Source organism: Acinetobacter sp. UBA6720 (assembly GCF_002454215.1).
Classification (GTDB): Bacteria; Pseudomonadota; Gammaproteobacteria; order Pseudomonadales; family Moraxellaceae; genus Acinetobacter.
Window position 1 is genome coordinate 1 of the sequence record NZ_DKIK01000173.1, and the last position, 13,337, is coordinate 13,337.

The following is a 13,337-nucleotide window of genomic DNA, read 5'->3' on the forward strand; positions in this document are numbered from 1 at the left end:
CCGTTGGACCAATACACTTTTTAGTTTCACCATGACGCGACCTGCACATTTTAAGTTTAGCGCAGGACAATTTGCCCGTATTGGCATCAAAGTGGGTGATGAATTGGTGGTTCGAGCGTATTCGGTGGTGTCCTCTCCCTTTGATGAAACTTTAGAATTTTTCTCGATTGTGGTGCCAGAAGGTGCCTTTACCTCAAATTTACAACACTTAAAAGTTGATGATGACATCTACCTTGAAAAGATCCCGTACGGCTTTTTGACTTTGGCGCGTTATCAGTTGCCACTACCAAAAGACTTATGGTTACTGGGCACAGGGACAGGGCTTGCGCCTTTTATTTCGATGTTGCAAGACTTTGAGACGTGGTCGAAGTACGAGAGCATTACACTGGTCTATAGCGTACGTACAGCTTCTGAACTGGCCTATGCAACACGTATTCAGGAAATTGCAGAGACCTTTGGCGAGGGCCATACAGGCTTTAAATTTGTGCCGATTATTACCCGCGATCCGCATGCGCCACTACATGACCGCTTACCCGTACTGATTGAAAATGGTGAGCTTGAAAAAGCAGTTGGTTTGAGTCTGAACCCTGAAACCAGTCATGTGATGCTGTGTGGTAACCCGCAAATGGTCGAAGACACCAAAGAGGCATTAAAAGCACGTGGCCTGACTATGAATCGCCGTGGTGAAGGAAATATTGCGGTCGAAAACTATTGGTAAAGCTATTTCGCTAATAAAATGCTCATCGAATGATGGGCTTTTTTTATTCTTAGATTAGCATTTGAATCACTCAGATTTTAAACTTGGCTTAAAAGAGAGATCACTGCTTGTACGCTCAGATCGCGCTATAATTTCTCTTTTGTACTGGGTTGGATGGGTTATGTCTTTAGCGTTAAAAACGACGGCTCAGCTAGAGGTTCAACTCAGTCCACAGCAGAAAAAATTAAATCGTTTGATTGAACGCATTGAACAACAAAAACAAGAATTGGCAGCATGGAAAAATGCGCAAGCCGACATTCAAGACCATACGCGCAGTAAGCTTTTACCTGTTTATAGCGAGTTACATACGGTTCTATTTACACAGCTCGATACTCTGTGGAATCACTTAGCCAGTGATGCCTTTAGCAAAGCAGACTTGGCACAGATCGACACTAAAATAGCTGCTTTAGCCAAGATGCTAAAGAAATCTCAGATGCTAACTTCCGAGCAAAAAGAACAGGTAGAGAAAGTGGATACTTTCTATATACAGCATGCAGAACATATACGCTCGAAAAAAAACAAAGTAAACTCAGTACAAAGTCATGACCTTGCTGAAACGGTAGAACAAAACGTGGATGTAGACTGGGAAAATTATGAATACGATTCTGCCGAATATGAAGCAGAGCGAGAACGTGCCAAGCAGTTCAAACAACAAGAAAAGCGTGAGCAAGCAGCCAAAATGGCAGCGCAGTCGCTGAAAACCGTATATTTAAAAATTACCGCGATGATTCACCCTGACCGTGAGCCTGATGAAGCGAAGAAATTAGATAAGACCGAACTTTTGCAGCAGGTCAATGAATCTTATGCAGAGCAGGATTTATTTTATCTATTGAAACTCCAGCTACAACTGGAGACCAATAAAGGCTTAAGTTCAAAAGCTTTAAGTTCGGAACAAGTGAAGTTTTATCAGTTGTCTTTGGAGGCGCAGAGTCAGAACTTACAAAGCCGACTAGAGGAAATCTTTGCATCTTTTTACTTAAGTAGTCATATCAATACCAAACAGCTCAAAATGAGTGATGTGTATAAGGTGATTGATAAGGATGCTGCTGAGTTAAAGCAGCAGGTGAAATGGGAAAAGGAACGTTTAAAGCATATGAAAAAAGTGAGTGGGGTAGAGATGTTGTTGGAGCATGGGATGTTGTAAGCCTTTGAAAGCACCTCTCCCTAACCCTCTCCTGAAAGGAGAGGGAACTCCATTGTGAAATTCACATAGGCATGAAATCAAATGATTGCTCCCTCTCCCTCAGGGAGAGGGCTGGGGTGAGGGTAATTAAAATGGAAAATAAAAAATGAAACTAGACTCACAATTATTAGAATTCGCCAAAATCATGAGAACCAATGCCACAGATGCAGAACATTTAATGTGGCAACTACTTCGCGCTAAACGATTTATGAATCTGAAATTTCGTAGACAGCATGTGATCGCACCCTATATTGTGGATTTTTACTGCCATGAAATTGGTTTAGTCATTGAGTTAGATGGTAGTCAGCATGGCACAGACGATGGAAAAGAATATGATGCTGAACGAACCAAGTTTTTAGAGGCTTTGGATTTTAGTGTGGTGCGGTATTGGAATTATGATGTTTTGAGTCGGGCTGAAGTGGTGTTGGAGGACTTGTGGTGGAGATGTTCTGAATTAAAACAGACCTCTCCCTAACCCTCTCCTGAAAGGAGAGGGAACTCCATTGCGAAATTCACATAGGCATGAAATCAAATGATTGCTCCCTCTCCCTATGGGAGAGGGCTGGGGTGAGGGTAATTAAAATGGAAAATAAAAAATGAAACTAGACCCAAAATTACTGGAATTTGCCAAAACCATGAGAACCAATGCCACAGATGCAGAACATTTAATGTGGCAACTACTTCGCGCTAAACGATTTATGAATCTGAAATTTCGTAGACAGCATGTGATCGCACCCTATATTGTGGATTTTTACTGCCATGAAATTGGTTTAGTCATTGAGTTAGATGGTAGTCAGCATGGCACAGACGATGGAAAAGAATATGATGCTGAACGTACCAAATATTTAGAGGCTTTGGATTTAACCGTTGTGCGATATTGGAATCATGATGTGTTGGGAAAGACGGATTTGATGTTGGAGGATTTGTGGCGGAGATGTTCTGAATTAAAACAGACCTCTCCCTAACCCTCTCCTAGGAGGAGAGGGAATGTTACTTAATTTATTATAAATTAAGCTATAAAGAATGTTTACTTAGGGGGCTTATTAATATTTAGACAATGCAAATTTCTTCTATAGATTCAATATTAATACTCGATTCCTCATATATATTTGAAAAATAATCCTTAATATCTTCATCATTTATATGAGCAATTTTAGATGGATCAATTTGATTGATATTTAGCTGAATAAAAATAAGTCCATTTACTCGTAATTGCAAAGTCTTATTTACTTTTGATAAATAATCGTTCCAAGTTGTCATATGCATTAATATATCATCATCTAAATGGCTGTATGCTTCGTGATGAGGTATTAAAAATTCAACTTCTGCTTCTACTAACAGGGAAAAATTATATCCAATCTGATTATTACCGTAATGAGTAGGATCGCTAAAATCAATTAAGATATCATGACCTTCATAAGCACCTACAATAGTTGCATCATCATCACTATAATTTGAATCTAGATTTAAAGAACTAAACCATATTTCATCAGAAATATTGGATTCTAGATAATTATGTAGTGTGGAATTAATTTTCTCAAATTTATCAATAAAACTTGTGAGATCAATAATTTCTTTTTCAAGAATATCTAATCCTTTTAGTTTGTTTTGAATATTATTGTCTGAAATAAATAAATCAATACTTCTATAGGTTTGATATTCTGTTAATTTTTCAAAGGTTTGAATAATTTTTTTATCATTTGCAATAATTATCAGTTCATCAACATTTTTTTAATTTCTTCAAATCCACGACATATAAAGCTATCAGGAATATCATCTCTGTTTTTTGCTATTGTAAGAGGCGCTGTGCCTCTAAAGTAGGATTCTAGTGCACTAATAGCTTGATCTTGATCAATTTCCTGAATTTTGCTATTTAATCCTTTTAACCATGCTTTTGAAAAATTTTCAGCATCAAGGTTAATAGTATTGTCCGACTCATGAATTTTTATCTGAATCTCATTAATGATTTCTTGTACTGCCTGAGATTTTGGTACTTTCATAAACTTTTTAAGACTTTCTTTAAGTAATCGATACTCTTTTAAGTAATATTCAAGTTCTTGGGATTCTAATTCTCTTTTTACTACATATGGCGCATGTACAGTTAATTGATTTGCTTCGATTAATCTTTTTAAAGCTTTATATGAAGCATGTTTTTGACTTCTGTTTTTTCCAATACCACTCGTATCTAAAGCAACGTGAATCATAATAAAAAATAAAAGGGCTGAATAATCAGCCCTTTATACTACAAATTAGATCAAACTAACAACACATCAAAGCGCTGCAATCTGCTCCATATTCGCTTTAATCTTCACTAACTGATCAGCAAACTCAGCCAGTTTCACTTTTTCACCTTCAACCACAGCCACAGGTGCTTTCGCCACAAAACCTTCATTGCTCAATTTAGTCGCAATTTGGTCATGCTGCTTTTGCACTTTGTCTAAGTCTTTCTGTAAACGACCCAACTCCGCTTTCGGGTCAATTAAACCTTTCATCGGAACGAATACAGACGCATGTCCAACCACAGAAGAAGAAGACAATGGCGGTTGTTCGCCATCCGCCAAGAATGTGATGCTTTCTACTTTCGCCAAGGCTTTAAATAACGCTTCAATACGCGTGATTTGAGCTTTCTCAGCTTCCGTTGTGTTTTGTAGAAGCACGGGTAATAAACGGGCATTACCTAAGCCCATCTCACCACGAATGTTACGTACAGCACCAATCAAACCTTGAAGCCATTGCATATCTGCTTCAGCCTGTTCATTTACACGCTCAGGATTTGCTACAGGGTATTGCGCCAGCATGATGGTTTCGCCAGAAATACCAAGTTTCGGTGCAAGCGTTTGCCAAATTTCTTCCGTCAAATACGGCATAAGCGGATGTGCAAGACGTAAAGACGCTTCCATCACTGCAAGGAGTACGCGACGAACTTCAGCTTTACGCTCAACCGATACATTTTCATCATTCAGAACAGGTTTGGTCAGTTCGACATACCAGTCACAGTATTCATTCCAAATGAACTCATAAATCGCTTGTGCAGCCAAGTCTAAACGGTAAGTAGCGAACGCTTGTTGTACCGCAGCTTCGGCTTTTTGCAGACGGCTCACGATCCACTGTTCAGGCAATTCCCAAAGGTCTTGACGAACTTCAGTACCAATCACTTGCTCTTCACAGTTCATCATCACGAAACGGGTTGCGTTCCAGATTTTGTTGGCAAAGTTACGGTAGCCTTCAACACGTTTCATGTCGAACTTAATGTCACGACCCGTGTTCGCAAGCGCACAGAACGTGAAACGAACCGCATCCGTACCATAGGCTTGAATGCCTTCTGGGAATTCTTTACGGGTTGATTTTTCAATCTTCGCCGCTTGTTTCGGATTCATCAGACCTGTAGTACGTTTTTGTACTAAAGTCTCAAGGTCAACACCGTCAATCAAATCTAATGGGTCAAGCACGTTGCCCTTAGACTTCGACATTTTTTGACCTTCGCCATCACGGACTAGACCGTGAACGTAGACCGTTTTAAACGGAACTTGTGGCGTACCGTCTTCATTTTTCATGAAGTGCATCGTAAACATAATCATACGAGCAACCCAGAAGAAGATGATGTCAAAACCAGTCACCAATACATCAGTTGGGTGGAAAGTATTGAGGAAATAGTTTTCTGCATCTTTCTTTGCATCGCCAGTCCAACCTAAAGTTGAGAATGTCCATAGCGCAGAAGAGAACCAAGTATCCAGTACGTCTTCATCTTGGCTAAGCGCAACATCAGCAGGGAGGTTGTTTTTGGCACGTACTTCAGCTTCGTCACGACCCACATAGATGTTACCTTCAGCATCGTACCAAGCAGGGATACGGTGTCCCCACCAAAGTTGACGAGAGATACACCAGTCTTGGATGTTGTTCATCCACGCCATGTACATATTGCTGTATTGCTCAGGCACGAACTTGATGCGACCATCTTGAACCGCTTCAATGGCAGGTTGTGCCAATGGTGCAATTTTTACATACCATTGGTCTGTCAATAATGGCTCAACGATCACACCTGAACGATCACCGCGTGGTGGTTTCAATGTGTACGGTTGGATTTGATCTAACCAGCCTTCAGCTTCGGCTTGTTCAACCAGTTTTTTACGTGCTGCAAAACGCTCTAAACCAATATAGTCCGCAGGGGCAGGGATGGTTTTAGAAATTTGCTCACCCGCTTTGGCGATGTATTCAAACTCAGCCAATATTTCTGCATTTTTGTTGAAGATATTGATGATCGGCAATTCACAGCGCTTACCGACTTCATAGTCGTTAAAGTCATGAGCAGGCGTGATTTTCACACAGCCAGTACCGAATTCTTTATCGACATATTCATCTTTCACGATTGGAACAGCACGTCCTGTAATCGGTAGAATGATGTTCTGACCCACAAGGTGCGTATAGCGTTCATCATCCAGTGCCACTGCAACCGCAGTATCACCAAGCAATGTTTCAGGGCGTGTGGTCGCTACAACGATGTGGTCTTTACCATCATGGGTACGTAGGTTTTTATCTTCAAAGAAATATTTGAAGTGCCACAATGAACCTGCTTCTTCTTTATCTGACTCAACTTCGAGGTCAGAAAGCGCCGTTTGTAATTTTGGATCCCAGTTCACCAAACGTTTGCCACGGTAAATCAAACCGTCTTCGTGCAGTTTAACGAACACTTCTTTGACCGCATTCGATAGACCTTCATCCATGGTAAAGCGTTCACGCGACCAGTCCACTGAAGAACCTAGTCGACGGATTTGACGAGTAATCGTGCCGCCTGATTGTTCTTTCCATTCCCAAACTTTTTCAATGAATTTTTCACGGCCGAGGTCATGACGGCTGACACCCTGAGCGCCCAATTGACGTTCAACCACCATTTGCGTTGCAATACCCGCATGGTCTGTACCTGGCTGCCATAAGGTATTTTTACCTGACATGCGGTTGTAGCGAGTTAACGCATCCATAATGGCATTGTTAAAACCATGACCCATGTGCAAGCTACCGGTGACGTTTGGTGGCGGAATCATGATACAAAATGACTCACCTTTTTCAGAGGGCTTAAAATAGCCACGCTCTTCCCAAGTTTGGTACCATTTTTTCTCGATCTCGGTCGGATCGTAAGTTGTAGCGATATTTTGCGCTGAATCAGTCATAGTTCAAACAGTTCAAAAGTAGATAAAAAATTGCATCTATTGTAGCAAAGAAATCGTAAATGGGGGCATGTAAAGCAAATGCGTTGATCTAGCAATTGCGACATGAAGCAGAGCGCTTTATGATGTGCTTACACTTAGAGTGCGCATTGTTCGCAGTAAAAATCAAAAAAAAGGGGGGATCACGATGACTTATCAAATTTCTTTAAAATTAAAACCCGAAACTCACCAGCGCTTTACCCATATTCATCAACAGCTCAATGCAGGCGAAAGCCAAAATTTAGCAAAACCACTCGGTGAAGTTCTAGCAGATATTTCATGTGAAGTAATTGATCAGGTCTTTGGGGATTTAGCCCGACTCTCAACTTCGGGCGATGGAGAGTCGGAAAAAGTCATCAAGCAGATTGTGGATACGATGCGTAAGTACATGCCGTGGTCTGTCTCCTTTTTTTCTAATGATCGCCTAACGCCTATGGTGAATTATTTAGATCGTATGATGTACGATGCTGAAGGAACCCATTTTCTAAGTTATCCTGTCGAAAAGACTTTAGTGAATGAGCTTTTGGGTTGTGCGGAGCAGATGGATAAAGGCAATAATCAATATGTATCACCTGCTTTAAAAGCATTTACTCAAATTGTGGATCAGGGGGTGACCAGTTTGATCCGTGAACCGAAGAAAATGTTGAAATTTAATGTAGTGGTGGATAAAACACTCAATGGGGTGATTAGCTTTACCACTCAATTGGGTTATAAACGCTTTGACAAATTAGGTCGTATTTATGATGCGCAGATGATGAGTCAATATTTTGATCATTTTCTAACTTTTTTAAATGATCAACCTACAAATAAAACTTCGGTATGAGGCAATAAGGACATGGCACAGTTAAACAGTTTAGATGCGAAAGTGGTGTGGATTACAGGAGCATCTTCAGGGTTAGGGGAAGCACTGGCTAAAGAATGTGCCTTACAGGGGGCTGAGGTCGTACTCACGGCACGACGTTTGGATGAACTCGAAAAAGTCCGCGTAGGGCTGCTTAATCCAGATCAACACATTTCTATTTGTGCGGATATTACCGATGAGACGCAGGTGCGTCACGCCTATGAGCAAGTGCTCCAGAAAAAAGGTCGGATTGATTGGCTGATTAATAATGCCGGTTTAAGCCAACGTGCCTTGATTGCCGACACGACCATGCAAACTGAACGCGCGATTATGGAAGTCGATTATTTCTCGCAAGTGTTTTTAACCAAAACAGTTCTGCCGACATTCTTAGCACAAAAATCAGGTCGTATTGCCTTTGTGTCAAGTGTGGCGGGTTTATTGGGGACGCAGTATCGTGCCAGTTATTCAGCGGCCAAGGCTGCTATTCACATGTGGGCAAATAGCCTACGTGCCGAAGTGGCCAATGAAGGTGTAGATGTTTCGGTGATTTTCCCAGGTTTTGTTAAAACCAATGTCTCGTTTAATGCTTTAAATGGCGCAGGTAAACCGCAAGGTCATCAAGATGAAGCGATTGAAAATGGTTTAGAACCGGATATTTTTGCGCAAACCGTAGTAAGTGCTTTGCTCAAAGGTGAAGAATACATCGTAGTCGGTGGACGTAAGGAGAAAATGGGTGTTCTGGTGTCTCGTTTATCACCTAAAACATTGTATAAAATGATTCGTAAGATGAAAGTGAAGTAAAGTGAAACGGGCAGGGAGAAATATGTTCCCTGCCCATTGAATTGATGTTTTCTTATAGATATAGTTTGGGATCTGACTTTTACTTACTGATTTTATTTAAATAATTTAAAAATAATTCCGCATTTTTCCCACGCACTTGCCAAGACATGCAACGCACGCCACCGCCCATATGACAGACATTCGCAGACTGTACTGGAATCACGGTACGTTTGGTAACGCTACGAATTTGCTTTAAAGCGATAGCATCCTCTTTAATGCCAAATTGCGGGAAGTAAATCCGCTCAGGTGTGACCAGCATGTTGGTGTATAAGCCACATGCAGAACCAAACTTTTCATCATAAATCTCACTGCCATCATAAGGAGTGATGATTTCACGAATTTTTACATTGGGAATGCCGCGTTTTAGATCTGCTTTAAGCTGCTTGGCATAGTCGGGATCTTCAGGGTAGGAGTTAATCACCAAGGTGTTTTGGTCGACAAAACTGACCACACCGTCCGCATGTTCCAAGCCGCCTTGTTCATCGGCTTCAATGAATGCAATTTGTTTGGCTCCTGTCAGTGCCATGAGTTTCTTACGCGCTTCGTTTTCGGTTAGCTTGTTATCTGCTAGAAACTTGGTGCTGAGGACGACATTGCCATACCCATCTTCCACCCAATTACCACCATCATTCAACAGTTTGGTCTGAGTAAACTGTAAGCCTGCTTTTTGACTGTAGTATTTAAATTCATCCTGCACTTCATCTGAAATAGCCTGACCCTTTTTAGCCCCACCTTGTCCTGCGGCCGTGTAGCGGAACATGACGGGTTGAGCTGGATTGGCGCTGGTGAAGTCACGCATCCAAATGTCATGCATCGGTGCGATTGCTACATGCTTTTTTCCCAAAGCTTTGACATAGTCGGGGTAGAGCTGTTTGTCTGTCAGAACAACGACATTGTCTCCGTTTTTAATAATTTTTTTTGCATAATCGACGTGGAAATCAAAAATATCATCAATCATTTTTGCATAGTAAGCATCATTACTTTGAGGGGATGCCAGTACAATTAATTCAGCTTTGGCTACAAGTGGGATCATGCTGAGTACAGCCATACTTATTTTTAGTGCTAAAGATTTCATTATCTGTGACCTATTTACAGTGTAGGTGAAGTCCATTTTTATTTTGTTCAGTGTAGAGAATTATGCTCTAGCGAGCAATCTAGCATCAAGATGTACGATAGAAGGTGATCGAGCATGAGCGATTTTGCGCACTCATGCTGTTGAGTTTAGTGAATGGAGGATTAGTTCATAGTCGCTGTTTAAGGAATTTGAATGGCGGTCCCATAAGCAAAGACTTCGACCATACCGCCTTGCATCCCCATTTCTGTAGTCGCCAGTCGAATACAAGCGATGTGTGTTGCGCCGTGTTTTTCTGCTTCAAGCTTAAGTCGGACAATAGCTTCACGACGGGCACGATCTACCACACTTTCATAACTGGTCAGCCGACCGCCCAAAAAGTTTTGCACAGTGGCTAGTACGTATTTGAAGTAATCATGTGAAATCACCACATTGCTACTGATCATGTGTCCAGACTGTGCAAAATTCACTTTGCGCAGATTACCCACAGTGATGTAGGCAAGTCGCTTTTCATTCTGTTCAAGTTCCGCCAAATGTTTGCGTTCGTTATAACGACCAAAACCAAAACCGACGCTAAACAGCACCGCAAAAATCAGCAGTTGGAAAATTAAACTTTCCATCGTTTAGGCCTGTGTTGGAAAAGGGTCAGGGAGATGGTTGTTTAACGGTGTGACACGGACGGCAGTGCCATACACAAATAATTCTGATGCACCTTGGGCAATATTTGAAGTTGAAAAACGAATTCCTACGATGGCATTTGCACCTAGGCCTTGTGCTTTTGCAATCATACGATTCATGGCTTCTTGGCGTGATTCTTCTAAAAGTTCAGTATAGGCCGTGAGTTCACCACCGACGATATTTTTCAGGCCTGCCAGAAAATCGCGTCCGACATGTTTACTCCGAACTGTACTCCCATAAACCACGTCCAGTTGCTGAGAAATCGTATGTCCAGGTACAGACTCAAGGTTACTTAAAAGCATAATGTCCATTATTTAAAAGTGAGTATTGTCTTTGAAGATAGGAAAAAGCCGATGAAAAAGCAATAAAAAAGCCCACCGAAGTGAGCTTTTCATACCGCAAGCGTTAGTTTGCAGTTTTGTTATATTTTACATCTGAAGAAGAGGGCTGTTTCGCCACTTGATCAACTGTATTGGCTTTCACACCACCACCAAGAGTTTTATACACTTCAACTTGGTTATTTAAGTTTGCTTGTTCAAGCAATAACAGACCTTGTTCCGCCGAGTACGAAGTACGCTGAGCATCGAGTACTGTTAAGTAGTTGTCGATCCCTGCACGGAAGCGTGCTGTTGACAGCTTATAGGTGGTATTGGTGGCATCCACAAGACGACGCTGTGCAGATAGACGATCACCAATATTTTCACGTACAGCTAATGCATCATTCACTTCACGGAAAGCTGTTTGAATGGTTTTTTCATAATCTGACAACGCAATTTTTTGGTCAGTTTCTGAAATCTTCACATTGGCACGACGTGTACCCCAGTCAAAGATAGGAATATCTAAGCTTGGGCCAAGTGACCAAACGAAGGCACCTGATTTAAACAAGTCGCTTAAATCTGTCGATGCATAACCTGCTGTACCTGTTAAGCTAATTGTTGGGAATAATTGTGCTTTTGCCGCGCCAATATTGGCACCTGCAGCAGACAATTGATACTCAGCAGAGCGAACATCAGGACGGTTATTCAACAAGTCACTTGGTAATCCAGCAGTTAAAGCTGTACTTTGAGTAATGCGTTTAACTGGTTGCGGTGCCAATAAATTAGCTGGTACAGCCTGACCCACCAACAAGTTCAATAAATTCTGCGCTTGGGCCACTTGAGTCTTGTAGTTGGCAACATCATTACGTGCAGTTTCAACTGAAATTTGCGCTTGACGAACGGGAACTTCGCTGTCGATACCAACATCAAAACGTTTTTTGTTCAGATTGTATGACTCAAGCTGTGCTTTAAGCGTTTGATCTGCCAGTTTTAAGTTAGCATTGGCAAATGAATAGCTGAGCCATGCTTGCGCAACTTGACCAATCAACGAAATTTGTGTTGCATCACGCGCACTTTGGGTCGCTAAATAGCTGTCCAAAGCATTGTCTTTTAAGCTACGTACACGCCCCCAAAAGTCTAGCTCATAAGCGGTGACACCAAGGCCAACATTATAGGTTGTGACTGGCTTAGTCGTACTTAACGTATCTTGACGAAGCACACTACCACTTGCCCCAATAGTGGGTAGTTGGTTGTTTTCAGTAATTTGATACGCTTGTTGTGCACGTTGAATATTTAAAGTTGCAGTGCGTAGGTCACGGTTATTGGCCAAAGCCATTTCAATAACTTGTACCAATCGTGCATCAGCAAAAAAATCTTTATAACCTTGCTCAGCAATAGACGGTCCTGTAGCTGAACCAATATATCCTGTTGGGATATCCGCTTGAACGACGGGTTCTGGACCACGCATGCTTTGACATGCAGTCAAAGCAAGCGCAAGTGCAGATACCGCAATGCTACGACCTGAAATAGACCATACTTTTTGCATCACGATGTTTGCTCCTGATTATTTTGTTTCTTCGGTTTGTATTTGAAAATGCTGCGAATCCAAACAAAGAATACTGGAATGAAGAAAATACCCAAAAGTGTAGAACTAATTACACCACCAAGTACACCATAACCGACAGAGTGTTGACTACCTGCACCTGCACCTGCTGAAAGGGCAAGAGGGAGTACACCAAAACCGAAGGCAAGGGTGGTCATAATGATTGGGCGTAAACGCATTTTTGCAGCATGAAGGGTTGCATCAAATAAGTCTTCACCTTTTTCTTGCAACTCTTTTGCAAACTCTACAATCAAGATTGCATTTTTCGCAGAAAGACCAATTACGGCAACAATTGCGACTTGGAAGTAGATGTTAAATGACAGGTTTGGATCGCCTTTGATGATCATACCTAACCACGTTAAAGTAAATGCACCGATAATACCAAGTGGTACAACCAGCAATACTGAAACAGGGATAGACCAACTTTCATATAAAGCTGAAAGACAAAGGAATACGATCAACATTGAAAGAATGAGTAATGGTCCTGTTTGACTACCAGAATCACGCTCTTCTAAAGATAAACCCGTCCATTCATAGTCGAAACCATCTAAGCCCATTGACGGTAATTTGCCAATGATTTCTTCCATTGCGATCATGGCATCACCCGAACTAACGCCTGGTGCAGGAGTACCTTGGATGTTGACTGATGATACGCCGTTATAACGCTCTAGACGTGGGGAACCATAAGTCCATTCGCCTGTTGCAAATGCTGAGAATGGAACCATTGTGCCGCTACTATTACGTACGTACCACTTGTTCAAGTCTTCAGGCATCATACGTGCATTTGCTTCGCCTTGCACATAGACTTTTTTCACACGACCACGGTCTACGAAGTCATTAATATA

Annotated in this window: 14 protein-coding genes; 6 read left to right on the plus strand and 8 right to left on the minus strand. The window is 41.5% G+C overall.

The genetic code is table 11. The features are described from left to right. The 4 genes from B4F08_RS14495 to B4F08_RS14510 all read left to right on the plus strand — a co-directional run. The coding region (locus B4F08_RS14495) for a ferredoxin--NADP reductase (protein ID WP_291374984.1) at positions 1 to 718 on the plus strand (718 nt) is incomplete at its 5' end. A gap of 160 nt (positions 719 to 878) precedes the next feature. Beyond that, positions 879 to 1,901, plus strand: a complete 1,023-nt coding sequence (locus B4F08_RS14500; protein ID WP_291374986.1) for a molecular chaperone DnaJ — start codon at positions 879 to 881, stop codon at positions 1,899 to 1,901. Positions 1,902 to 2,046: 145 nt separating this feature from the next. Beyond that, positions 2,047 to 2,415 carry an endonuclease domain-containing protein gene (locus tag B4F08_RS14505; RefSeq protein WP_291374988.1) on the plus strand — a complete coding sequence of 123 codons (369 nt, stop codon included), beginning with the start codon at positions 2,047 to 2,049 and terminating at the stop codon, positions 2,413 to 2,415. A 121-nt stretch (positions 2,416 to 2,536) separates the two neighbouring features. Further along, entirely contained in the window at positions 2,537 to 2,905 is a 369-nt protein-coding gene (locus B4F08_RS14510; RefSeq protein ID WP_291374990.1) for an endonuclease domain-containing protein, read from the plus strand. An 85-nt stretch (positions 2,906 to 2,990) separates the two neighbouring features. Here B4F08_RS14510 and B4F08_RS14515 read toward each other — a convergent pair whose 3' ends face one another. The 3 genes from B4F08_RS14515 to B4F08_RS14525 form a co-directional block, all read right to left on the minus strand. Then, on the minus strand, positions 2,991 to 3,206 hold the full coding sequence (locus B4F08_RS14515; protein WP_291374992.1) for a hypothetical protein: 216 nt from the start codon (positions 3,204 to 3,206) through the stop codon (positions 2,991 to 2,993). A 446-nt stretch (positions 3,207 to 3,652) separates the two neighbouring features. Continuing rightward, entirely contained in the window at positions 3,653 to 4,144 is a 492-nt protein-coding gene (locus B4F08_RS14520) for a PIN domain-containing protein (protein ID WP_291374994.1), read from the minus strand. Between the two features lie 66 nt (positions 4,145 to 4,210). Then, positions 4,211 to 7,105: a valine--tRNA ligase gene (locus tag B4F08_RS14525; RefSeq protein ID WP_291374995.1), complete on the minus strand. Its 2,895-nt coding sequence runs from the start codon at positions 7,103 to 7,105 to the stop codon at positions 4,211 to 4,213. Between the two features lie 184 nt (positions 7,106 to 7,289). Here B4F08_RS14525 and B4F08_RS14530 point away from each other — a divergent pair, with 184 nt between their 5' ends. Both B4F08_RS14530 and B4F08_RS14535 read left to right on the plus strand, forming a co-directional pair. Then, positions 7,290 to 7,964 carry a hypothetical protein gene (locus B4F08_RS14530; protein WP_110974404.1) on the plus strand — a complete coding sequence of 225 codons (675 nt, stop codon included), beginning with the start codon at positions 7,290 to 7,292 and terminating at the stop codon, positions 7,962 to 7,964. A 12-nt stretch (positions 7,965 to 7,976) separates the two neighbouring features. Next, a complete protein-coding gene (locus B4F08_RS14535; protein WP_110974400.1) occupies positions 7,977 to 8,783 on the plus strand; it encodes an SDR family NAD(P)-dependent oxidoreductase in 807 nt (268 codons plus the stop codon). A gap of 79 nt (positions 8,784 to 8,862) precedes the next feature. Here the strand turns inward: B4F08_RS14535 and B4F08_RS14540 are convergent, their stop codons facing one another. The 5 genes from B4F08_RS14540 to B4F08_RS14560 all read right to left on the minus strand — a co-directional run. Beyond that, entirely contained in the window at positions 8,863 to 9,897 is a 1,035-nt protein-coding gene (locus B4F08_RS14540) for an agmatine deiminase family protein (protein WP_151706752.1), read from the minus strand. A 179-nt stretch (positions 9,898 to 10,076) separates the two neighbouring features. Beyond that, positions 10,077 to 10,514 carry a YbjQ family protein gene (locus tag B4F08_RS14545; protein ID WP_086208132.1) on the minus strand — a complete coding sequence of 146 codons (438 nt, stop codon included), beginning with the start codon at positions 10,512 to 10,514 and terminating at the stop codon, positions 10,077 to 10,079. A 3-nt stretch (positions 10,515 to 10,517) separates the two neighbouring features. Beyond that, complete coding sequence (locus B4F08_RS14550; protein ID WP_119063175.1) at positions 10,518 to 10,874, minus strand: YbjQ family protein; 357 nt, start codon at positions 10,872 to 10,874, stop codon at positions 10,518 to 10,520. 103 nt (positions 10,875 to 10,977) lie between these two features. After that, on the minus strand, positions 10,978 to 12,435 hold the full coding sequence (adeK, locus tag B4F08_RS14555) for a multidrug efflux RND transporter AdeIJK outer membrane channel subunit AdeK (protein WP_119063174.1): 1,458 nt from the start codon (positions 12,433 to 12,435) through the stop codon (positions 10,978 to 10,980). Beyond that, a partial coding sequence (locus tag B4F08_RS14560) for an efflux RND transporter permease subunit (RefSeq protein ID WP_291375000.1) occupies positions 12,435 to 13,337 on the minus strand: 903 nt, incomplete at its 5' end. The genes adeK and B4F08_RS14560, both read right to left, overlap by 1 nt.

Coding starts and splice junctions, on each gene's coding strand:
- B4F08_RS14515 (WP_291374992.1), bottom strand. CDS start 3,206: ATGCATATGACAACTTGGAACGATTATTTATCAAAAGTAAATAAGACT.
- B4F08_RS14530 (WP_110974404.1), top strand. CDS start 7,290: ATGACTTATCAAATTTCTTTAAAATTAAAACCCGAAACTCACCAGCGC.
- B4F08_RS14545 (WP_086208132.1), bottom strand. CDS start 10,514: ATGGAAAGTTTAATTTTCCAACTGCTGATTTTTGCGGTGCTGTTTAGC.
- B4F08_RS14520 (WP_291374994.1), bottom strand. CDS start 4,144: ATGATTCACGTTGCTTTAGATACGAGTGGTATTGGAAAAAACAGAAGT.
- adeK (WP_119063174.1), bottom strand. CDS start 12,435: ATGCAAAAAGTATGGTCTATTTCAGGTCGTAGCATTGCGGTATCTGCA.
- B4F08_RS14550 (WP_119063175.1), bottom strand. CDS start 10,874: ATGCTTTTAAGTAACCTTGAGTCTGTACCTGGACATACGATTTCTCAG.
- B4F08_RS14535 (WP_110974400.1), top strand. CDS start 7,977: ATGGCACAGTTAAACAGTTTAGATGCGAAAGTGGTGTGGATTACAGGA.
- B4F08_RS14525 (WP_291374995.1), bottom strand. CDS start 7,105: ATGACTGATTCAGCGCAAAATATCGCTACAACTTACGATCCGACCGAG.
- B4F08_RS14510 (WP_291374990.1), top strand. CDS start 2,537: ATGAAACTAGACCCAAAATTACTGGAATTTGCCAAAACCATGAGAACC.
- B4F08_RS14500 (WP_291374986.1), top strand. CDS start 879: ATGTCTTTAGCGTTAAAAACGACGGCTCAGCTAGAGGTTCAACTCAGT.
- B4F08_RS14540 (WP_151706752.1), bottom strand. CDS start 9,897: ATGAAATCTTTAGCACTAAAAATAAGTATGGCTGTACTCAGCATGATC.
- B4F08_RS14505 (WP_291374988.1), top strand. CDS start 2,047: ATGAAACTAGACTCACAATTATTAGAATTCGCCAAAATCATGAGAACC.